The sequence below is a fragment of the Propioniciclava sp. genome (genome assembly GCF_029977985.1).
In the GTDB taxonomy this organism is placed as follows: domain Bacteria; phylum Actinomycetota; class Actinomycetes; order Propionibacteriales; family Propionibacteriaceae; genus Propioniciclava.
The window spans coordinates 35,620-57,091 of record NZ_JARKOT010000015.1; the positions used below are offsets into that span (position 1 = coordinate 35,620).

Annotated in this window: 17 protein-coding genes; 11 read left to right on the forward strand and 6 right to left on the reverse strand. The window is 71.8% G+C overall.

Annotated features, from left to right (window positions below; translation table 11 throughout):
- Window positions 1–32 precede the first annotated feature (32 nt).
- On the reverse strand, window positions 33–1,325 hold the full coding sequence (locus Q1K57_RS01495) for an acyltransferase family protein (protein ID WP_300078170.1): 1,293 nt from the start codon (window positions 1,323–1,325) through the stop codon (window positions 33–35).
- Window positions 1,326–1,360: 35 nt separating this feature from the next.
- On the opposite strand from Q1K57_RS01495, the gene Q1K57_RS01500 reads away from it, so the two are divergent.
- The 7 genes from Q1K57_RS01500 to Q1K57_RS01530 are packed head-to-tail and all read left to right on the forward strand — an operon-like array spanning window position 1,361 to window position 11,319.
- Complete coding sequence (locus tag Q1K57_RS01500; RefSeq protein ID WP_300078173.1) at window positions 1,361–2,293, forward strand: AEC family transporter; 933 nt, start codon at window positions 1,361–1,363, stop codon at window positions 2,291–2,293.
- 34 nt (window positions 2,294–2,327) lie between these two features.
- Window positions 2,328–2,732 carry a pyridoxamine 5'-phosphate oxidase family protein gene (locus tag Q1K57_RS01505; RefSeq protein WP_300078176.1) on the forward strand — a complete coding sequence of 135 codons (405 nt, stop codon included), beginning with the start codon at window positions 2,328–2,330 and terminating at the stop codon, window positions 2,730–2,732.
- 31 nt (window positions 2,733–2,763) lie between these two features.
- A complete protein-coding gene (locus tag Q1K57_RS01510) occupies window positions 2,764–4,857 on the forward strand; it encodes a prolyl oligopeptidase family serine peptidase (protein ID WP_300078179.1) in 2,094 nt (697 codons plus the stop codon).
- Between the two features lie 25 nt (window positions 4,858–4,882).
- Window positions 4,883–5,722, forward strand: a complete 840-nt coding sequence (locus tag Q1K57_RS01515; RefSeq protein WP_300078181.1) for a hypothetical protein — start codon at window positions 4,883–4,885, stop codon at window positions 5,720–5,722.
- Window positions 5,723–5,750: 28 nt separating this feature from the next.
- Window positions 5,751–9,542, forward strand: coding sequence for an ATP-dependent RNA helicase HrpA (gene hrpA, locus Q1K57_RS01520; RefSeq protein ID WP_300078184.1), 3,792 nt, complete (start codon window positions 5,751–5,753; stop codon window positions 9,540–9,542).
- 36 nt (window positions 9,543–9,578) lie between these two features.
- The gene (locus Q1K57_RS01525; RefSeq protein WP_300078187.1) at window positions 9,579–10,487 is read left to right on the forward strand and encodes a PAC2 family protein; all 909 of its coding nucleotides are present in this window, start codon (window positions 9,579–9,581) and stop codon (window positions 10,485–10,487) included.
- Window positions 10,474–11,319, forward strand: coding sequence for an acyl-CoA thioesterase II (locus Q1K57_RS01530; protein WP_300078190.1), 846 nt, complete (start codon window positions 10,474–10,476; stop codon window positions 11,317–11,319). The genes Q1K57_RS01525 and Q1K57_RS01530 overlap by 14 nt, the downstream gene beginning before the upstream one ends.
- A 73-nt stretch (window positions 11,320–11,392) precedes the next feature.
- On the opposite strand, the gene Q1K57_RS01535 is transcribed toward Q1K57_RS01530, so the two are convergent.
- Both Q1K57_RS01535 and Q1K57_RS01540 read right to left on the reverse strand, forming a co-directional pair.
- Complete coding sequence (locus tag Q1K57_RS01535) at window positions 11,393–12,346, reverse strand: sigma-70 family RNA polymerase sigma factor (RefSeq protein WP_300078193.1); 954 nt, start codon at window positions 12,344–12,346, stop codon at window positions 11,393–11,395.
- Between the two features lie 172 nt (window positions 12,347–12,518).
- Window positions 12,519–14,645 carry a S9 family peptidase gene (locus tag Q1K57_RS01540; RefSeq protein ID WP_300078196.1) on the reverse strand — a complete coding sequence of 709 codons (2,127 nt, stop codon included), beginning with the start codon at window positions 14,643–14,645 and terminating at the stop codon, window positions 12,519–12,521.
- A gap of 128 nt (window positions 14,646–14,773) precedes the next feature.
- Here Q1K57_RS01540 and Q1K57_RS01545 point away from each other — a divergent pair, with 128 nt between their 5' ends.
- Together Q1K57_RS01545 and Q1K57_RS01550 are read left to right on the forward strand one after the other, a co-directional pair.
- Window positions 14,774–16,234 (forward strand): RNA polymerase sigma factor, encoded by a 1,461-nt coding sequence (locus Q1K57_RS01545; protein WP_300078199.1) that lies wholly within the window; start codon window positions 14,774–14,776, stop codon window positions 16,232–16,234.
- Window positions 16,234–16,737, forward strand: a complete 504-nt coding sequence (locus Q1K57_RS01550) for a GNAT family N-acetyltransferase (protein ID WP_300078202.1) — start codon at window positions 16,234–16,236, stop codon at window positions 16,735–16,737. The genes Q1K57_RS01545 and Q1K57_RS01550 overlap by 1 nt, the downstream gene beginning before the upstream one ends.
- Before the next feature lie 6 nt (window positions 16,738–16,743).
- On the opposite strand, the gene Q1K57_RS01555 is transcribed toward Q1K57_RS01550, so the two are convergent.
- Together Q1K57_RS01555 and Q1K57_RS01560 are read right to left on the reverse strand one after the other, a co-directional pair.
- On the reverse strand, window positions 16,744–17,367 hold the full coding sequence (locus tag Q1K57_RS01555) for a LysR substrate-binding domain-containing protein (RefSeq protein WP_300078204.1): 624 nt from the start codon (window positions 17,365–17,367) through the stop codon (window positions 16,744–16,746).
- Window positions 17,360–17,875, reverse strand: coding sequence for an O-acetyl-ADP-ribose deacetylase (locus Q1K57_RS01560; protein ID WP_300078206.1), 516 nt, complete (start codon window positions 17,873–17,875; stop codon window positions 17,360–17,362). Before Q1K57_RS01560 ends, Q1K57_RS01555 begins: the two co-directional genes overlap by 8 nt.
- A 67-nt stretch (window positions 17,876–17,942) precedes the next feature.
- Between Q1K57_RS01560 and Q1K57_RS01565 the strand changes: the two genes are divergently transcribed.
- On the forward strand, window positions 17,943–18,911 hold the full coding sequence (locus Q1K57_RS01565; RefSeq protein ID WP_300078209.1) for an LLM class flavin-dependent oxidoreductase: 969 nt from the start codon (window positions 17,943–17,945) through the stop codon (window positions 18,909–18,911).
- A 74-nt stretch (window positions 18,912–18,985) separates the two neighbouring features.
- On the opposite strand, the gene Q1K57_RS01570 is transcribed toward Q1K57_RS01565, so the two are convergent.
- Window positions 18,986–19,177 carry a hypothetical protein gene (locus tag Q1K57_RS01570; RefSeq protein WP_300078212.1) on the reverse strand — a complete coding sequence of 64 codons (192 nt, stop codon included), beginning with the start codon at window positions 19,175–19,177 and terminating at the stop codon, window positions 18,986–18,988.
- Between the two features lie 176 nt (window positions 19,178–19,353).
- On the opposite strand from Q1K57_RS01570, the gene Q1K57_RS01575 reads away from it, so the two are divergent.
- The gene (locus Q1K57_RS01575; RefSeq protein ID WP_300078215.1) at window positions 19,354–21,456 is read left to right on the forward strand and encodes a DNA topoisomerase IV subunit B; all 2,103 of its coding nucleotides are present in this window, start codon (window positions 19,354–19,356) and stop codon (window positions 21,454–21,456) included.
- The last annotated feature ends 16 nt before the right edge of the window (window positions 21,457–21,472 follow it).

The window sequence follows — 21,472 nt, forward strand, 5'->3', positions numbered from 1 at the left end:
GCCCCACGCGGCGCCCGCGGCCGCAAGGTCCCCTATTCTGCCACGGGCCCCGGACGCCGCCGCGTGTCGGCGGCGCGGCGCATGAGCCAGGCGCCGCCGAACAGGCTCGCCAGGGCCAGGACCGACGCCGGAGCCGCCGGGTGCAGGACGGTCCCCGACAGCCACACCCCGGTCGTCCCGGCCATGAGCAGCGCGAAGGCGGCCACCGCCGTCCTGGTGTCCTGCTGCGCGCCGAGCGGCGGGATGAGCCGGAACTCGAGGCGTCCGATGAGCGGCACCAGGGCCACCACGGTGGCCAGGCCGCACGCCGCCACGACGAGCTGATTGAGCAGCACGCCGGACGCCGCCGGCCACAGGTAGACCAGACCCACGAGGGCGAGCCCGGCCAGCCCGATGCAGAAGATGTGCCACAGGTAGGTCGTGACCATGAGGGCGTTGGCGACGGCGAGGTTGCGCTCGACCCGCGGCGTCAGGTGGGCCAGCACGCCCGAGCGCTCGACCAGCCCCAGCAGGCCGCACTGGGCGAGCGCCAGCGTGGCCATGGCGAGTGTCGGGGGCTGGATGTTGGCGATGGGCAGGTCGGCGAACCCGACCGACGTCGGCGGGTAGCCCGCCCCGAACACCAGGGCCGCCGTGGCGCCGGCGCCCCCGGCCAGCGCGAGCCACGGCGTCCAGAGCGGGCCGCGGCGGAACCAGCCGCGCTCGTAGGCGATGCCGAGCTGGTGGACGAACGGCCACACGAGCAGCATGTTGAGGTTGCGGCCGAAGTCGCTGCCCACCGAGAAAGACCACGCATCGACGACCACGGCACCGGCCAGGAGCACGGCCATCGGCAGCGCCCCGTGGCGGTCGTGCAGGCGCACCATGAGCGGCGCGACGGCGATGATGACGAGGTACACCGACACGAACCAGAGCAGCTGCATGAGTTGGCGCGAGAGGGTCACCGCTGCGTCCACGTGACCGGCCCAGGCCGCGGCGCTCGCCTCGAACGTGCAGAAGCCGACGAAGACGAGCAGCGGCCCCACGAGGCGCCGGCCGCGGCTGGCGAGGAAGTGGCCGAGGCTGGCGCCCTCGCGGGTCATCCGGTCGAGGGTGAGCGCGTGCCCGAAGCCGCCGGCCACGAAGAACAGCGGCATGATCATGAGCACCCAGGTGAGCGGGTAGAGGTAGGTGGGGGCCGCCCACGGGATGATCGCGGGGGCCCCGTCGACGATCCGCACCTGGTAGAGCAGGCCGTGGAAGATGACCACGACCGCGACCGAGGCCGCACGCGCGACGTCGATCACGTGGTTGCGTCGGCGGCCGGGCGCCGGGGTGGTCGTCATTAAACGCGAAGCCTACGCCGATCTAGGCTGGGCGGGTGCAAGCGGCGATCACGGGCATCTCGACCATCTGGGTCGTGATCGGCGTGGGCTGGCTGGTCGCGCACGTGGGGCTGGTCAACCAGCGGGGCCGGCGGCTGGTGTCGATGCTGGCGTTCATTGTCGCGTCCCCGCCGCTGCTCTTCGGGCTGGTGGCGCGCGCGTCCCTCGACCACGTCTTCGCGGCCACGGCCGTGGTGTCCGTTATCGCGATCGGCGTGATGGTGGCGCTGTACCTCGCGCTGGCGCGGCTGTTCTTCCGGCCCGATCTGAGCGGTCTGGTCATCGGCGCGATGGCGTCGGCCTACACGAACGCGGGCAACTTCGGCCTGCCCGTGGCGATGGCGCTGCTGGGCGACGCGACGTGGGTGGCGCCGATCATGCTGGTGCAGGTCGGCGTCCTGCAGCCCATCTGCCTCGCGCTGCTCGACGTGGACGCCGCCCGCACCGAGGGCGTCCGGCTGTCGCCGGGGCGCTACCTGTCGTTGCCGGTGCGCAACCCGATCACGGTGGGCATCCTGCTCGGGCTGGCGGTGAACCTGCTGGGCGTGCCGGTGCCCGCGTTCGTCCTGCAGCCCGTGGACATGCTGGGCGCGATGGCGGTGCCGCTCATGCTGCTGGCGTTCGGCGTCTCGTTGCGGCTCGATCCGAAGCCGGGCGTGGGCGATCACAGCGCCCAGGTGTGGGTGACGGTGGTGCTCAAGCTCATCGTCCACCCGCTGGTGGCGTGGGCGATCGGGCGGTACGGGTTCGGCCTGGGCGGGCACGAGCTGTACGCCGTGGTGATCCTGGGCGCACTGCCGGCGGCACAGAACATGTTCGTCATCGCCACGCGTTATGGCCGCAGCGAACTGCTGGCGCGCGATTCGGTGTTCTGGACGACGATCGGTTCGGTCGGCACGCTGCTGGTCGCCGCCGCCCTGCTCGGGTGAGGGCATCGGGGCCCTTTCCGGTAGAGTCGGGGCCGTGACGCCTGTGGGCCATCTGCTTCCCATCACTGCCGACGACTGCTCGCTGCTGCTCGCCGAGCGGACGATCGGTCGCGTCGCGTGGGCGTCGTCGCAGGGCATGGTCGTGCTGCCCGTCACCTACGTCCCCACCGACGGCCTCATCGTGTTCCGCGTGGCCGAGGACACCCTGCCCGCCGAGCTCGCCGACGGCCACGAGGTGGCGTTCGAGGTCGACGACATCGACGAGGAGACCGGCACCGGTTGGTCGGTGCTCGTCCGCGGTCGTGCCCGCGCCCACGAAGGACGCCCCACCGAACTGCCCCAGCCGTGGGCGCCCGGCGAGCGCCCGGTGCTCGTCGCGATCGAACCCACCGCCGTCACCGGCCGGTCGGTGTCCGCGGCCTGGAAGCCGCGCGGCTGAGCCCGCCCGCGGCGTCCCTAGACTGGCGCGCATGCGCTACCCCGAGACCCGCCAGGACGCCTGCGTCGAAACCCTGCACGGGCGTGAGATCGCCGACCCCTACCGCTGGCTCGAGGACGCCGACGCGCCCGAGGTCGCCGCGTGGGTCACGGAGCAGCGGGACTTCGCCGAGGGCGTCCTCGCCGACCTGCCCGGCCGGGCCTGGTTCACCGAGCTCCTCGCGCGAATCGTCGCCCGGCCGCGGGCCGGCATGCCGTTCGTCCGGGGGGAACGCTTCTTCCTCAGCCGTAACGACGGCACCACCGCCCAGGACGTCTGGTACACCGCCGACACCCTTGAGGAACTCGAGCGCGGCGGCAGCGTCGTCCTCGACCCCAACACGTGGTCGAGCGACGGCACGGCGTCACTGAGCACGTTCTCCGTCGCCAAGGACGGCTCGCTGCTCGCCTACGCCGCCAGCGAGGGCGGCTCGGACTGGCAGAAGTTCCGGGTGAAGGACCTGACCACCGGCACCGACCTCGACGACGCGGTGGTGGGCAAGTTCAGCTCGCCCGCGTGGCTGCCCGACCACCGCTCGTTCCTTTACACCACCTTCGACGAGGCCGCGGACGCCCGCGGCACCGCCACGGCCGGGCTGCAGGGCGGGCGGCTCATGATCCACCGGCTCGACGGCGACGACGAGGAGTTGCTGCGCTTCGGGGAGGGGCCCATGACGCTCGCCTTCGGGCAGGTGTCGGACGACCTGGCCTGGCTCATCGTGACGATCGTGCGCGGCACCGAGAACCGCAACCGCCTCTGGGCCTATCCCCTCACCACGGCGAACGGGCGCACCGAGCTCGGCGAACCCGTCAAGGTCGTCGACACGCCCGACGCGGAGTACGGCTTCGTCCGCACCGACGGCGCGCAGCTCTACCTGACGACCGATCTGGAGGCGCCCCACGGGCGCGTCGTGCGCGTCGACCTCGGCTGGGCGGCGCGCGGCGACGTCGAGTTCGCCGAGGTCGTGCCCGAGGCCGCCGCCACGCTCAGCGCCGTCGAGGCGGCCGGCGACGGACTGCTGCTGGCCTACCTCGACGACGCCGAGCCCGTCGTCGTCTGGACGCGGCTCGACGGCACGGCCGGCGTCGAGCTCGACCTGCCGGCCGGCGCCCTCGTCGGCCTGGACGGCTCGCCCGACCGGAGGACCGCGTTCGTCGGCCTCTCCACCCTGGACGCCCCCACCGCGGCCTTCCGGATCGAACTTCCAGACGACCCGGACGCCGACCCGCGCGTCGAGCGCCTGGAGCTCGCTGGGGCGTCCGCGTCGTTCGCGCCCGCCTTCACGGTCACGCGCGAGCGGGCCACAAGCGCCGACGGCACTCAGGTGCCCTACTTCCTGGTCGTCCCCGACGACGACGCGAGCGGGCCTCGACCGACCCTGCTGTACGGCTACGGGGGCTTCAAGATCCCGGTCGCGGCCGACTACCGGCCCGGCTGGTCGGCCTGGCTGGCGGCCGGGGGAGCGCTCGCCATCGCGAACCTGCGCGGCGGCGGCGAGTTCGGCACCACGTGGTACGACCAGGGCCGCGGCCCGCACAAGCAGAACGTGTTCGACGACGCCGTGGCGGTGGCCGAGCACCTCGTGGCGACGGGGGTGACGGCGTCCGACCGGTTGGCCGTGCACGGGCGGTCGAACGGCGGGCTGCTCGTCGGGGCGCTGGTGACCCAGCGGCCCGACCTGTTCGCCGCCGCCCTGCCCACCGTGGGCGTCCTCGACCTGCTGCGCTTCCACAAGTTCACCGGCGGGGCCGCCTGGACGTCGGACTACGGCGACCCCGACGTGGCCGCCGACTTCGAGGTCGCGCTGGCCTATTCGCCGCTGCACAACGTGCGCGACGGCGTCACCTACCCGGCGACGCTCATCGCCACGGCCGACCACGATGACCGGGTCGTGCCGCTGCACAGCTTCAAGTTCGGGGCGGCCCTGCAGGCCGCCCAGGGCGGCGAGGCGCCCGTGATCGTGCGCATCGAGTCCTCGGTGGGGCACGGCGCCGGCAAGTCGCTGGCGATGATCGCCGCGGAGTGGGCCGACCTGCTCGCTTTCGCCGCCCACCACACCGGCCTCACGGTTCCCGCCGCAACGTGAGGGGCGCGGGCCGCGTGGTGGAGGCATGAGAATCGTCCTCGCCGTCTTCGCCGCCCTCGCGTTGGTCGGCTGCTCGACCGGGCAGACGGTGCCGGCTGTCCCCGCCTCCAGCCCGGTCGTCGACTGCGCCGCCTTCCCTGAGGAGCCCGACCTGCCGGACGTCCTCGCCGAGGGCATCGCGCAGGTGCGGCTGTGCCAGGAGCCCGGCAACGAACTGGCGCTCGTGGCGCCCCCCGATGCGCTCGTCGTGGACGCCGACGCGGTCGCCCGGGCGTACAACGCGCTGGAGGTGGCGGAGCTGGCCACGCTGGCCTGTCCCGAGGACTTCGGGCCGGCCTACCGACTGGCCGTGGCGTACCCCGACGGCACGGTCGTCACCCTCCGCGGCGAGCAGTACGGCTGCAGCCTCGTGGGCAACCGTCTGGGCAGCGACGCCGTGCTCACCGCCTTCGGCGACGCGCTGTGGGCCCAGCGGACCACCCAGCCGGCGACCCCCGTCGAGCCGCCGGATGATCTGTGCCGCGGCGAGGCTTCGTGGCTGGTGCCCGACCTCGCCGACACCGTCCGCGGGGTCGCGTGCCTGCCCGACGCCGCCGGTCAGCTGCAGCAGCGCCCCTTCAGCGAGGAGGACTGGGCCACGCTGGCCGCGGACGCCGCCGCCCACCCCCGCACGCCCACGCCGCTGCCGCCGGACGCCGTCTGCGACGCGCTCGCCCTGCCCACGCTCGTCGGGGTGGCGGCCACCGGCGAGGTGGTGTGGGTGCCGGCGAGCTGCGCCGCCTACGAGTGGGGTCCGGGCCGGGGGGCCACCCACGGTTGGGAGCCCACTGGCGCCGCGCGGACGCTGCTGGAGGGCCTGGTCTGAACCGGGCCGCGGCTAGCATGGTGCGGTCATGCCAGCCGATCTGCGTCTCGAGTTCGACCCCGCGCTGCCCATCAGCGCCGCGGTCGACGAGATCCGCGACCTGATCGAGCGTCACCAGGTGGTCGTGGTGGCGGGCGCGACCGGCTCGGGCAAGACCACGCAGCTGCCCAAGATCGCCCTGCTGGCCGGGCGGCGCCGCATCGGCCACACCCAGCCGCGGCGCATCGCCGCGCGGACCGTCGCCGAGCGGATCGCCGAGGAGATGAACACCCCGCTCGGCGAGGCGGTCGGCTACCAGGTGCGGTTCACCCGTCAGGCGGGCCGCAGCACCGCGGTGAAACTCATGACCGACGGCATCCTGCTCGCCGAGATCGGCCACGACCGCGACCTGCGTGCCTACGACACGATCATCATCGACGAGGCCCACGAGCGCTCGTTGAACATCGACTTCCTGCTCGGCTACCTCAAGCAGTTGCTGCCCCGGCGGCCCGACCTCAAAGTGCTCGTCACCTCGGCCACCATCGACACCGCGCGCTTCGCAGCCCACTTCGGTGACGCGCCCGTGGTCGAGGTCTCCGGGCGCACCTATCCGGTCGAGACGGTCTACCAGCCCCTGGAGGAGTCCGAGGAGTTGGTCGACGGCATCACCCGTGCCGTCAGGCAGCTGCACGCCCTGGGCGAGGGCGACATCCTCGTGTTCTGCTCGGGGGAGCGGGAGATCCGCGACGCGGCCGAGGCCATCGGCGCCATGAAGCTGCGCGACACCGACGTTCTGCCGCTCTACGCCCGGCTGTCGGCCGCCGAACAGCACCGGGTGTTCACGCCGCACACGGGCACGCGGGTGGTGTTGGCGACGAACGTCGCCGAGACCTCGCTGACGGTGCCCGGCATCAGGTTCGTCGTCGATCCGGGGTACGCGCGTATCTCGCGCTACTCGGCCCGGACCAAGGTGCAACGCCTGCCCATCGAGCCCATCTCGCAGGCTTCGGCCAATCAGCGGGCCGGCCGGTGCGGACGCCTCGGGCCCGGCATCGCGATCCGCCTGTACTCCGAGGAGGACTTCGCCTCCCGCCCGGAGTTCACCGAGCCCGAGATCCTGCGGACCAACCTCGCCAGTGTCATCCTCCAGATGGCTGACGCGCGCCTCGGCCCGATCGAGGACTTCCCGTTCGTCGAACCGCCCGATCGCGGGCAGGTGCGCGACGGCGTCCGGCTGCTGCGCGAGCTGGGTGCCATCACCGAGCCGGACGCGGCGGGCGCCTATGCGCTCACGAAGACCGGGCGCCTCCTCGCCCGACTGCCCGTCGACCCCCGGCTGGGGCGCATGCTCGTCGAGGCCGGACGCCGCGGCGTCGCGTGGGACGTCCTGCCGGTCGTGGCCGCGCTGGCCATCCCGGACGTCCGGGAGCGGCCGACCGACAAGCAGGGCGAGGCGGACGCCTGCCACAAGCGGTTCTGGGTGGCGGGGGAGGCGAGCTCCGACCGGGACGCCAGCGACATCGCCGCGCTGTGGCGGCTGTGGGAGTACCTGCGCGACCAGCGACGCGAGCTTTCGGGCAGCGCCTTCCGGCGGCTGTGCCGCGACGAGTACCTCAACTTCCTGCGCATCCGCGAGTGGCAGGACCTCGTCAGCCAGCTGCGCGAGATCGCGGGCGAGCTCGCGCTCGACCGCCGCGGGCCGAAGACGCACGCCGAGGTGAAGAGCAGGGTCTCCTCCGGCGGGACGGGCACGGAGCCCGACTGGGACAACGTCCACATCAGCGTCCTCGCCGGGCTGCTGAGCCACGTGGGCCTGCTGGACGAACGCCAGCGCGGCAGCCAGCGGCACCAGCGTGGGCGGCGTCCGCTGGCGGAGTACCTCGGCGCGCGGGGGGCGCGCTTCGCGATCCAGCCGGGCTCGGCCGCGGCGAAGACGCCCCCGCCGCTCGTCATGGCGGTCGAACTCGTGGAGACCTCCCGCCTGTGGGCGCGCACCGTGGCCCCCATCCGGGCGGAGTGGGTCGAGCAGGTCGGTCAGCACCTGCTCAAGCGCACGTACTCGGAGCCGCGCTGGTCGGCCAAGGGCGGGCAGGCGGTCGCCACCGAGACCGTCCACCTGCTCGGCGTGCCGATCATCGCCGACCGCCAGGTCGGCTACGCCCGCATCAACCCCGTCGTGGCAAGGGCGGTCTTCCTCCGGTCGGCCCTCGTCGAGGGCGACTGGCACACCCGCCACCACTTTTTCGCCCGCAACGAGCAAGTCCGGGCGGAGGCGTCCGAGCTGGAGGAGCGCACCCGCCGCCGCGACATCGTCGTCGACGACGACGCCATCTTCGACTTCTACGACGAGCGCATCCCCGCCGAGATCGCGTCGGTGGCGGCGTTCGACCGTTGGTGGCGCGACCAGCGTCAGACCGACGCCCGCTTCCTGGACCTGAGCCTCGACGATCTGGTGGACGACCCGGGTGCCGTCGACGCCGACGCCTACCCCGACACCTGGACCGTCGGCCCCGCGGCCCTGCCCGTCTCGTACAACTTCGACCCTGGCTCCGGCACCGACGGCGTCTCGGTCGAGATCGACGTGTCGGTGCTCAACCAGGTGGACGCCGCACCCTTCACCTGGCAGGTGCCCGGCCTGCGCGAGGAACTGGCGACCGAGATGATCCGGTCGCTGCCGAAGGCCGTCCGCACGCGGTTCGTGCCCGCCCCCGACTGGGGACGGCGGGCCCTGCGCTGGCTCGACGAACACCCCACCGCCGAGCCCTTCGACGTCGCCCTGGCCCGCGCTCTGACAGGCCTCTCGGGCGAGGTGGTCGATCCGGCCCACTTCAACACCGGCGTCCTGCCCGATCACCTGGGGGTGCGCTACGTCATCACCGACGGCCGCCGCACCCTCGGCGCCGGCAAGGACTTCGGCGAGTTGCGCGAGCAGTTCGCGCCGCGCCTGGCGCGGCGGCTGAACGCGGCGGCGTCCGACCTCGCCCACCCGGGCGCGGCGAACTGGCAGTTCGGCACGCTGCCGCGCGAGTCGGTGATCGATCGCGACCCGACGCCGCTCGTGGGCTACCCGGCGCTGGTCGACCAGGGCCAGACGGTCGGCGTCCGCATCGCCGACACCGAGCCCAAGGCGCGCCGCTGGCACGCACTCGGGCTGCGCCGTCTCGTCGTCCTCACGACGCCCGACCCCGCCCGCTCGGTCTTCGCGCGGCTCTCGAACGCCGACAAGGTGGCGCTCGCCGCGGGCCCCTACGTGAACCTCAACGCGGCCCTCGCCGACTGCCGGCTCAAGGCGACCGGTGATCTGGTCGTCGCCACGACGGGCGACCCGATCGACGTCCGTGACGAGGCCGCCTTCGCCCGCTGCCGGGACACCGTCCGCGCCGACGTCGCCGATCGCATGCAGTCGGTGGTGCGCACCGCGGCGCGCGCGCTCGGCCGCCACGCCGAGGTGCGCCGCACGCTCGAGGGGCTGCCGGCCTCCGAGGCGCGCGCAGACATCGAGGCCCAGCTCGACAACCTCGTGTTCGACGGCTTCGTCTCCGCGACGCCCGAGCCCCACTTCGGACGCCTCGAGCGCTACCTGCACGCGGCCGAGGTGCGCCTGGCCGGGCTGCGGACGAACCCGGCCCGCGACCGGCTCAACCTCGACGTCATCGCCGAGTTGGAGGAGGCCTACGCGCGGGTGTGCGAGCGCTACCCGGTGGGGGAGCTGCCGCCCGCGGCGTCCGACGTGGGCTGGCTGCTCGAGGAGTTGCGGGTGAGCCTGTTCGCCCAGTCGCTCGGCACGGCGCAACCGGTGTCGGCGAAACGTGTCCGGTCGGCCCTGGCGTCGTTGGGGTGAGCCGGAGCGTCGGCGGGGACGGCTAGAGTGGCGCGCATGCTGGATCCGAGGCAGCTGTACACCATCGACCCCGGAGTGCGCGCGAGCCTGGCGGGGGAGCGGCCCGTGCTGGTCCACCTGTTGGAGGGCTACGTCGACGCCGGCCAGGTGGCCCGCCAGCTGGCCGGGCACCTGCGCGACTCGCTCGAGTCGGTGGTGCTCGCCGACTTCGATCACGACCAGCTGCACGACTACCGCTCACGGCGTCCGCCCATGGTGTTCGACACGAACACGTGGGTGTCGCTGGAGGACTACGCGCTGCAGCTCTTCAAGGTGAAGGACGCCTCCGGTCGCGTTTTCCTGCTGCTCACCGGCCCGGAGCCGGACACCCAGTGGAACCGGGCGTGCGCGGCGATCCTCGACCTGGCGGGCGAACTGGGCGTGGAGCAGGTGGTGACGGGCCAAGGCGTGCCGATGGGTGTGCCGCACACGCGGCCGGTGCTGGTCACGAGCCACGCGACCGATCCCGAGCTCGTGACCGACAACCCCGTGTGGATCGATCGCGTCACCGTTCCGGGCAGTTTCGCTGGCATGCTCGAGTTCCGCGCCGGGCAGCGCGGCATTCTGGGCCGGGGGTTCGTCGCGCATGTGCCCCACTACCTCGCGCCGGGCACGTACGCCCCGGCCGCGCTGGCGGTGCTGGAGCGGCTCCGCGATGCCTCGGGGCTCGATGTGCCGCCCGGTGAACTGGCGAGTTTGTCGTTGCAGACGCTCACCCAGCTGGAGGCGGAGGTGGCCGGCGACAACGAGCTCGGCCCGCTCGTCGAGCAACTCGAGCGGCAGTACGACGAGCTCGAGGCGTCCGGCCGGGCATCGGTGCCGACGCCCGATGAGATCGGGGCGGCGGTCGAGCGCTTCCTCGCCCAGCAGGACGACGAGGGCGAGGGCCCCGATGCAGCACGTTGACGAGTTGCTCGACCTGTTGCACCTGGACGCCGCCGGTGCCGACCACTACGTGGGCCAGCACCCGGAAACGCTCATGCAGCGCACCTTCGGCGGCCAGGTCATGGCGCAGGCGTTGGCGGCCGTGTACGAAACGGTGGACGCCGCCAGAGTGGCGCACTCGCTGAAGGGCTACTTCCTGCGGCCGGGCTCCACGGACGCCCCCATCGACTACTTCGTCGAACGGACGCGCGACGGCGGCACCTTTTCGACCCGTCGCATCCAGGCGGTGCAGCGCGGCAAGGAGATCTTCTTGATGACCGCCTCGCTCAAGGTGCCGGAGGAGGGGCTGGAGCACACCGAGCGACCGGCGGTGGAGCCGCTGCCGCCCGACGAGTGCCCACCGCTGGCCCAGGTGCTGGGGGAGCGCAGCCGCCGGGCAGCGGAGATGTGGGAGCGCGAATGGGCGGCCGTGGAGGCCCGGTTCGTGCCCACCCAGCCGGTCGCACGCGGCGGGGCGCGCATGCAGGCGTGGATCCGCAGCCACGGCGATCTACCCGACGACCCGCGCGTGCACCAGATGGTGCTGGCCTACGCCTCCGACCTGACCCTGCTGGGGGTGACCACCGTGCCGCACCCGTACACGTTCGGCCAGCCGCAGCTTCAGATGGCCACCGTGGATCACTCCATGTGGTTCCACCGTCCCCTTCGGGCCGACCAATGGGTGCTGTACGACCAGAGCTCGCCGAACGCCGCCAACGGCCTGGGCTTCGCCACGGGCCGCCTCTACGACGAGCAGGGCGTGCTGGGGGCCTCGACCTCCCAGGAGGGCCTCATCCGCATCGTCGGGTCCTGACGCGCTCGTCGCACACATGAGGGGCCGGGCTCCGGGCCCGGCCCCTCTGGTTGGGGTGCCGAATGTGGGTGCTTCAGGCGGCCAACGTGTGGTCGCGAAGCTTGGCGATGGCCTGGCGTTCGATCTGGCGGACCCGCTCGGCGGTGATGCCCCAGACCTGCGCGATGTCGGCGAGCTTGGCCTGCCGGCCGTCCAGGAGCCCGTAGCGGCGGCGCACGACGTCGGCCGAGCGCTCGTCGAGGCGCTCCAGCATGGCGTCGAGGCGGCTGCGCTCCTCGGCGTCCAGGACCATCTCGTCCGGCCCCGGCGAGGTGTCGCGGGCGAGCAGGTCGCCGAGGGCGGTGTCGCCGTCCTCCTCGACCGGTGCATCCAGCGATACGTGCTCGCGGGCGAGGCGGAGCAGTTCGACGACGCGCTCTTCGTCGAGGTCGAGCTGGGCTGCGATCTCGGCGACCTCCGGCTCGCGGCCCAACTGCCGCTCGAGGTCACGACGCGTGGCGGACACCTGGTTGATCTGCTCGGCGACGTGCACGGGCAGGCGCACGATCCGGCCCTGCTGGGCGATGCCGCGGCTGATGGACTGGCGCACCCACCACGTGGCGTAGGTGGAGAACTTGAAGCCCTTGGTGTAGTCGAACTTCTCGACGGCCCGGATGAGGCCCGTGTTGCCCTCCTGGACCAGGTCGAGCAGCGGCATCTGGGAGCGCCCGTACTTGCGGGCGACCGAGACGACGAGCCGCAGGTTGGCGGTCACGAAGCGGCGCATCGCCTGCTCGCCCTCGTTGACGAGGGTGCGGAGTTCGTCGTCGGACGCCTTCGCGGCCTTGCGGCCGCCGCGCTCCTTGGTGGTCACGGTGCCGGCCAGGATGGCTTCGGCGTACAGGCCCGCCTCGATCAGCCGGGCGAGGTGAACCTCCTCCTCTGCGGTCAGGAGCGGCGTCTTCGCGATGCCGTCGAGGTACAGGCCGACGGAATCCTTGCCGTCGATGCCCTCGTTGGCACGGGCACGGGGGGAGCTCGAGATCATGTAGCGGTTCCTCTCTCTCGTCAGGAAAGTACAACGCACCTCGAGCCGGATTTGTTCGGTGGAACCCCCGAACGCCCCCTCAGGGCCCCCGCGGCAAGGCGAATAGAGACCGCAGTCGTACCTCCCCCTACTCCCGGAGGCGGCCCCGCTCGGGGTTGCTCTCAGCGGGTTCTCAGGCCGCTCCCACCTGGTCCATCAGCCACGCCAGCTGCCACGCGCGTTCGCGCCACGCCTTGTAGCGTCCGGAGACACCTCCGTGGCCGCCCGCCATTTCGGTGCGCAACAGGATCGGGTGCTCCTGCCCGTTGGTGGCGAAGTCCCGCAGCCGGGCGATCCACTTGGCGGGCTCGGTCACCTCCACCCGGGTGTCGTGGTAGCTCGTCGTCGCCAGGATGGCCGGGTAGGCCTGAGCAGCCACGTTCTCGTACGGCGCGTAGGTCTTCATGTAGCCGTAGACGGCGGGGTCGTGGAGCGGGTCGCCCCACTCCTCCCATTCCATGACGGTGAGGGGCAGGTCCGGATTGAGGATGGTCGTCACGGGATCCACGAACGGGACCGCCGCGTGGATCGCACGGAAGGCGTCCGGCGCGCTGTTGGCGACCGCACCCATGAGCAGGCCGCCGGCCGATCCGCCTTCGGCGGCGAGCCGGCCGGGAGCCACGTACCCCTGGGCGGCGAGCTCGCGTGCGCAGGCGACGAAGTCGGTGAACGTGTTGGCCTTGTGCAGTTCCTTGCCCGCCTCGTACCACGGACGCCCCAACTCCCCACCGCCGCGCACGTGTGCGATGGCGAACACCAGACCGCGGTCGAGCAGGCTGATGCGGCTCACGGCGAAGTGGGGGTCGATGGGGATCTCGTAGCTGCCGTAGCCGTAGAGGAGTCCCGGGGCGGTCCCGTCGACGGGCGTGTCGGAGCGACGCACGAGCGAGATGGGCACCCGGGTGCCGTCGTGGGCGGTCGCCCACAGGCGTTCGGCGACGTAGCGCGTCCGGTCGTAGGGCCCGTGTTCGGGGTGGTCGAGCACCGGCATCTCCTTGAGCAGCCGCCTCTCGCCGGTGTCGAGGCGGTACTCCCACACCGACGGCGGGGCGGTCAGCGACTCGTAGCCGAAGCGGATGCGGTCGGTGTCGGAGTCGGGCGCGTCCTCCGCGGCGACGTCGTAGATCTCCTCGTCGAAGGTGACCTCCGTCGCCGCCCCGAGTTCGCCGCCCGGCAGCCGGTCGAAGACCCGGACGCCCGGCAGCCCGTCCGTCCGGTGCGAGAGGACGACCGCGCGGTCGTAGACGGACACGCCGAGGAGGCGCGTCGCCGGATCGTGCGGCAGGACGGTCTCCCACGCGGAGGCGTCCGTGGCGTCCAGGGTCGCGCGGCTGAGCATGAACTGGGGTGCGTCGTCGTTGTGGACGATCCAGAGGGCGTCGGGGCCGACCTCGACGGCGTACTCGACACCCTGGCGGCGCGGGGCGACGCACCGGGGCGCGGCAGTCGGCTGGTCGGCGGGGATGAGGTGGGTCTCGCTGGTGACCTTGCTGCCGAGCTCGACGATGACCCAGCGGTCGTCGCGGGAGGTGCCCAGCCCCATCCAGAAGCGCTCGTCGGGCTCGGTGAGGACGAGTGCGTCGGACGCCGCATCGCCGATCCGGTGCCGCCACACCTCGTGGGGGCGCCAGGCGGCGTCCAGACGCGTGTAGAAGAGCCAGTCGTCGCCGGCCCACGAACCGCCGGCACCCACGCCCCGGACCGGCCCGTCGATGATCGCGCCGGTGGCCAGGTCGAGGACGTAGAGGTCGTAGCGCTCGTCGCCGGTGAGGTCGACGGAGTAGGCGAGGCGGCGTCCGTCGGGGGAGACCTCCGACCAGCCGAGGGCGGTGTACGCGTGGCCCTCGGCGATGAGGTTCACGTCGAGCAGCACCTGCTCGTCGGCGTGCGGTTCGGTCACGTCGGGAACGTCGTCCCGCGAGGTCGCCGGCAGGCGGCACGAGCGGGAGTAGTTCTGGCCTTCGGTCGTGCGCGTGTAGTACCAGTAGGCGGTGCCGTCGGAGTGCTTCACGTGCAGGGGTACGGACAGGTCGGTCTGCTTGGTGCGCGCGGCGATGTCGCCGTAGAGCTCCTCCCGAAGGGCGTCGAGATGGGCGGTCGCGGCGTCCGCCCAGGCGTTCTCGGCCTCCAGGTAGGCCACGAAGTCCGGGTCGGTCTTGTCGGCCATCCAGTGGTAGGGGTCGGCGACCGCGTCGCCGTGCACCTCCCGGACGTAGGGGCGTTGCGGCGCGTCGGGTGCGGTCAGCGGCGAATCAGGCACGGCCGACAGCGTAGCCCGGGCCCCCATTTGGGTGGGGGGGCGGCGACGTGTCAAAATGGTCGGTGCGCCAGCCGTTGACAAGTCCCGGACGGCGCACGCCCAGACAGAGGATGAACGGAGGGGCCCCGGTGACTCCACGCTCCACGACCGCACCGTCCAACACCACCGCATCCCGCAAGGCCGCCGGCACCGCGAAAGCACCCCGCACGCGGGGCAAGGCCGCGGCCGCGGACGGCGAGGCCCTCGAGACTGAGGGGACGCCGGCGCGCAGCGGGTCGGGAGCGAGGAAGCCGGCCGCACGCGGCACCGCCCCCGCCGAGCCGGAGCCCTCGGTTGCTGACGACGACGGCGCGGACGTCGAAGCGGAACTGGAGGACGTCGAGCCGGAAGAGCTCGTCGACGAGGACATCGACATGGCCGACGAGGATGACGCCGACGAAACGCCGACCGTCGCCGAGGTGCTCAGCCCCGAGCGCATCAAGGACGTCAAGTTCGCACGTGAGGGCGACGATGTGGTGCTGACCGTGGGCGGGAAGAAGCGCAGCCTGGACGAGGTCGACGAGAATGCGTTCGACCAGACCGAGGCGGCCAAGGACGAGAAGGAGATCGCCGAGGACGAAGGCTTCGTCGTCTCCGACACCGACGACACCGACGAGCCTGAGCAGCAGGTCATGGCGGCGGGCGCGACCGCGGACCCCGTCAAGGACTATCTGAAGCAGATCGGCAAGGTGGCGCTGCTGAACGCCGAGCAGGAGGTCACGCTCGCCAAGCGCATCGAGGCCGGCCTGTTCGCCGACGAGTCGATCACCGACGGTCGCGTCAAGACGCTCGACGTCGAGGACTTCGAGTGGATCGCCGAGGATGGGCGTCGCGCCAAGAACCACCTGCTCGAGGCGAACCTGCGCCTTGTGGTGAGCCTCGCCAAGCGGTACACGGGCCGCGGGATGCTCTTCCTGGACCTGATCCAGGAGGGCAACCTGGGCCTCATCCGTGCGGTCGAGAAGTTCGACTACACGAAGGGCTACAAGTTCTCGACGTACGCGACGTGGTGGATCAAGCAGGCCATCACCCGCGCGATGGCCGATCAGGCGCGCACGATCCGCATCCCGGTGCACATGGTGGAGGTCATCAACAAGCTGGCGCGTGTCCAGCGGCAGATGCTGCAGGACCTCGGCCGCGAACCCACTCCGGAGGAGCTTGCCAAGGAGCTCGACATGACGCCCGAGAAGGTCGTCGAGGTGCAGAAGTACGGCCGCGAGCCCATCTCGCTGCACACTCCGCTGGGCGAGGACGGCGACTCCGAGTTCGGCGACCTCATCGAGGACTCCGAGGCCGTCGTGCCCGCCGAGGCCGTGAACTTCACGCTGCTGCAGGAGCAGTTGCACGACGTGCTCGACACGTTGAGCGAACGGGAGGCAGGCGTCGTGAGCATGCGGTTCGGCCTCACCGACGGCCAGCCGAAGACGCTCGATGAGATCGGCAAGGTCTACGGCGTCACGCGCGAGCGCATCCGCCAGATCGAGTCCAAGACCATGAGCAAGCTGCGGCACCCGTCGCGCTCGCAAGTGCTCCGCGACTACCTGGACTGATGCACCCACGGATTCGGCCAGCGACCGTCCTCGACCTCGAGGCGGCGCTGGCGATGAAGGACGCGGCGTGGCGAGAGACCTACGGGGGTCTGGTCCCCGACGAGGTGCTCGCCGGGCTGGATGCGCGGCGTCCGGCTGCCGTGCAGCGGTGGGAGCAACGGCTGCTCGACGGCGCCTACCTGTGGCTCGCGCTGGACGGCGACGACGTGGTGGGGGTCGCCTCGGCTGGACCGCGCCACGACGACGATGACGTGGACGTGCTCCTGGAGCTCCAGATGCTCTATCTGCTCGATCGCGTGAAGGGCACCGGTCTCGCGCAGGTGCTGCTGACCACGACGCTCGGGGACGTGGACGCGTACCTCTGGGTGCTCGCGGGCAACGAACGGGCGATCGCCTTCTACCGCAAGCAGGGGTTCGAGCCCGACGGTGCCACGAAGTCGGTGGCCGGCATGCCGGGAGAGGTCCGTGAGCTCCGCATGGTGCGGACGTCGTGGGCGGGCTGAGCCAGCTCAGCGGCGGCCGCGGCCGGGTGAGGGGCGGCGTCCGGCGCCGGCCCTGCGGGGCGTGTTCTGCCTGCGCGGCGCAGCCTTGGGCTGTGCCGTGGAGCGGGAGCTGTTCACCGTCCGCCCCCGGACGATGCCGATGAACTCCTGGAGCAACTCGCCGTCCGCTTCGGGACGGAACGCCAGCGCGATGCCGGTGGTGGGGGCGTCCGTGACGGGGACGACCACGAAGTCACGCCGGCTGTGGGAGCGTGCGACCGACATGGGCACGAGAAGCACGGCATCGCCGAAGACGGCCTCCAGGAGGGTGGCGTCGGTCACCTCGGATCGGATGTCCTCACCCTCGAGGTCGGCCAGGGTGAGCTCGTCGTACAGGGCGATCCCGTGGTCCTTGGACGCCCACGCGACGGTGACCTCCTCGTAGAGGCGGATCACGCGCAGCCCGGTCGTGTCCAGCGGCAGGCGCACGAAGCAGGCGTCCACGCTGCCCTCGTCGAGCACCCGTCGCTGGTCGGCGTCGGCGACCGCCACCACCTCGAGCGCCACGCCGGGGAAGCGCGCCTCCCACCGCCCGCGCCAGGTGGTGAGGGTGACGCCGAAGACCTGCCCGATGCGCAGCACCTCAGCCACGCAACACCTCCTCGAACGCCGCCAGGGCGTCCGCGGAGAAGAGGACGAAGCGCACGTCGTCGACGCCCGGGGCGGGGTTGGCCGAGACGGCGGCGACTGCGATGCGCGCGACCTCGCGGACGTCCCAGCCGTAGACGCCGGCGCTGACCGCGGGGAAGGCGAGGGACGCCGCGCCGAGCCCGGCGGCCACCTCCAGCGACCGCGTGAAGCAGGACACCAGCAGGGCCGGATCGGTCTGGCCGGCGTGGCGGTTCGGGCCGACGGTGTGGACGACCCAGCGGCAGGGGAGGTCGAACGCCTCGGTGGCGACGGCGTCCCCGACCGGCAGTCCGTCCGGCAGGGTGGTGGCGCGTAGCTCGCGGCACGCCGCCAGCAGGCGGGGTCCGGCGGCGCGGTGAATGGCCCCGTCGACGCCGCCCCCGCCCAGCAGCGAGCTGTTGGCGGCGTTGACGATCGCGTCGACGCGCTCGTGGGTCAGGTCGCCCCGGTGGGCGGTGATGCTGCGCATGGGCCCATCCTGCCCCGAGGGCCGGGAATGCGGCAGGGGTGCGCCACGTTGGTCTGACATGCTCTGCGTGCCGTTGTCCGTGCTCGACCTGTCACCCGTCCGCGCCGGCGGCACGACCTCGGACGCCTTCACCGACACCTTCGCACTCGCCGGGGCCGCCGACGACCTGGGCCTGGCGCGGTACTGGGTGGCCGAACACCACAACATGCCCGCGGTCGCCGCGACGACCCCGCCGGTCGTCATCGCGGCCGTCGCGGCGCGCACGCAACGCATCCGCGTGGGCTCGGGCGGAGTCATGCTGCCCAACCACAGTCCCTACGTCGTGGCCGAGCAGTTCGCCGCGCTGGAGGCGATCCACCCCGGGCGCATCGATCTCGGCATCGGCCGCGCCCCGGGCGCCGATCAGGTGACCGCGTGGGCCCTGCGCCGCACGCAGGAGGGCCTCGGGCACGAGGAGTTCGACGAGCACCTCCGCCTGCTGCGGGCCTGGCTGAGCCCGACGGGCGTCCGCACCGGCATGGGCACGACGCTCACGGCCACGCCCGCGGCGTCCAGTTACCCCGAGATCTGGCTGCTCGGCAGCTCGGACTACTCCGCGCGCCTGGCCGGACGCCTCGGCCTGCGGTACTGCTACGCCGCCCACTTCGGTCAGCTCGACCCGGCCGGCGTCCTCGCCCTGTACCGCGAAGCCTTCGTCGCGTCGGCCGAACTGGACGCCCCGTACGCGATGGTGTGCACCTCGGTCATCACTGCACCGACGGACGCCGAGGCACAGTACCTGGCCGGCCCGTCACGGGTGATGTGGGCCAGCCTGCGCACCGGACGCCTCGGCCCGGTGGTCTCGCCCGAGGAGGCGGAGCGTCAGCTCGCCGGTCAGGACGTGGTGGGCGGCACCAAGCTCGTGGGCACGCCGGACGCCGTCCGTGCGGGACTGGAGGCACTGGTTGCCGACACGGGGGCCGCGGAGCTCATGGTGACCTCCACCGCGTACGACGTCGCGACGCGCATCGCGACGCTGTGCGACCTGGCCGGCTGAGGCGCGGGGTCACCCGCAGACGCGAGAGCCCGGCACCCAACGGTGCCGGGCTCGCGAGTCTGGGGACGACGGGCTCAGGCGAGCTTGGCCGTTTCGTCGTGGATGTTGAGGGCGACCTGCTTGAGCTTGTCGCTGTGGGCGCGGCCGTGGTGGGCGCAGAACAGGAGCTCCCCACCGGAGGCCAAGGTGACCCGGTAGTAGGCCTGGGCGCCGCAGCGGTCGCAACGGTCGGCTGCGGTGAGTCCGTCCAGCACAGTGGTGGTCATCGGCCTTCCTTTCTCGGCGGTCGTTCGGACACCTGATGCAACGCAGACGCCCGACGGGTTGTTCCCGATGCTGCCAAGCTACCCGGCGAGCCCCCGGAAGACAGGCCCCGCCACACGATCGCAACACGAACGTGTCCTCGGCGGAACTGTCGGAGCACGCCGGTAACCTCCCTTGGGTGACCAGCACCCAAGCCAAGCCGTCGGCGAAGACCACCGAGCCACGCGAATACTCCGCGCGCCACCTGCTCGTGCTGGAGGGCCTCGAGGCGGTCCGCAAGCGCCCGGCCATGTACATCGGCTCCACCGACACGCGCGGCCTCATGCACTGCATGTGGGAGATCATCGACAACGCGGTCGACGAGGCGCTGGCCGGGTTCGGCAAGAAGATCGTGGTGACGCTGCACCGCGACGGATCGGTCCAGGTCGACGACGTCGGCCGCGGCATGCCGGTCGACATCGAGCCGCGAACCGGCTTGTCCGGCGTCGAGGTGATCTTCACGAAGCTCCACGCGGGCGGCAAGTTCGGCGGCGGGTCCTACAACGCCACCGGCGGCCTGCACGGCGTGGGGGCGTCCGTCGTCAACGCGCTCAGCTCACGCCTCGACGTCGAGGTCGACCGCAACGGCTCCACGTGGGCCATGTCGTTCCGCCGCGGCGTCCCGGGCGTGTTCGCAGGTGAGGGGCCCGACGCCCCGTTCACGCCCGACAACGCGCTGTGCAAGGTGAAGCGCGTCGCCAAGACGGTCACCGGCACCCGCATCCGGTACTGGCCGGACCGGCAGATCTTCCTGGCCGACGCCAAACTGTCCGGCACCCAGCTCGCCCAGCGGGCCCGCCAGACCGCGTTCCTCGTGCCCGGGCTCGAGATCTCGATCGACGACCGGCGCGTGCCGGGCGAGGAACACGTCGACACCCACCTGCACTCCGGCGGCATCTCGGAGTTCGCCGACTTCCTCTCCGAGGGGGCTGCGGTCACCGATGTCCTGCGTCTCGGCGGGCACGACCGTTTCACCGAGACGGTGCCGATGCTGGACGCCGAGGGTGCGATGACGCCGACCGACGTGGAGCGCGACCTCGAGGTCGACATCGCCCTGCGTTGGAGCGACACCTACGACACGAAGGTCGCTTCGTTCGTCAACATCATCGCCACGCCCAAGGGCGGCACCCACGTGCTGGGCTTCGAACGCGGCCTCGTGCGGGCGTTCGGCAAGGCGCTGGACGGTACGCGTCTGCTCAAGGCCGGCGAGGAGGTGCTCAAGGAGGACATCCTCGAGGGTCTCACCGCCGTGGTGACGGTCAGGCTGGCCGAGCCGCAGTTCGAGGGCCAGACGAAGGAGGTGTTGGGGACGCCCCCGGTCACCCGGCTCGTCGCCCGGATCGTGGAAGCCGAACTGCTCGGGTTCCTGACCACCTCGAAGCCCTCCCAGCGGCCGCAGGCCCGTGCGGTGCTCGAGAAAGCGGTGGGGGCGTCCCGCACCCGCGTGGCCGCGCGCGCCCACAAGGAGAACCAGCGCCGCAAGAACGCCCTGGAGTCGAGCACCCTGCCGGCCAAGCTGGCCGACTGCCGCAGCACGGACGCCGACCGCACCGAGCTGTTCATTGTCGAGGGCGATTCGGCCATGGGCACCGCCAAGATGGCCCGTAACTCCGAGTTCCAGGCGCTCTTGCCCATCCGCGGAAAGATCCTCAACGTCCAGAAGGCGTCGGTGGGCGACATGCTCAAGAACGCCGAGTGTGCGGCGATCATCCAGGTGGTGGGCGCCGGCTCGGGGCGCACGTTCGAGCTGGACGCCGCCCGCTACGGCAAGATCATCTTCATGGCCGACGCCGACTCCGACGGCGCCCACATCCGCACCCTGTTGACCACGCTGTTCTTCACCTACATGCGTCCGCTGATCGAGGCCGGAAAGGTGTACACGGCCGTCCCGCCACTGCACCGCTTCGAGCTGACCCACCCGAAGAAGGGGCAGGAGAAGTACCTCTACACCTACTCGGAGGCCGAGTACCAGCGGAAGCTCGCGGAGCTCACCAAGAAGGGCACGGGCTTCAAGGAGCCGCAGCGCTACAAGGGCCTCGGCGAGATGGATGCGGACCAGCTCAAGGAGACCACGATGGACCCGCGGCATCGCACGCTGCGACGCATCACGGTCGAGGAGGGGGAGTCGCTGGAGCAGGCCATCGTCACGTTCGAGAAGCTCATGGGCAACGAGGTGGCCCCGCGCAAGGAGTTCATCATCGAGGGCGCCTACGCGCTCGACGCCGAACGCATCGATGCGTGAGGTTTACGATGCCGCG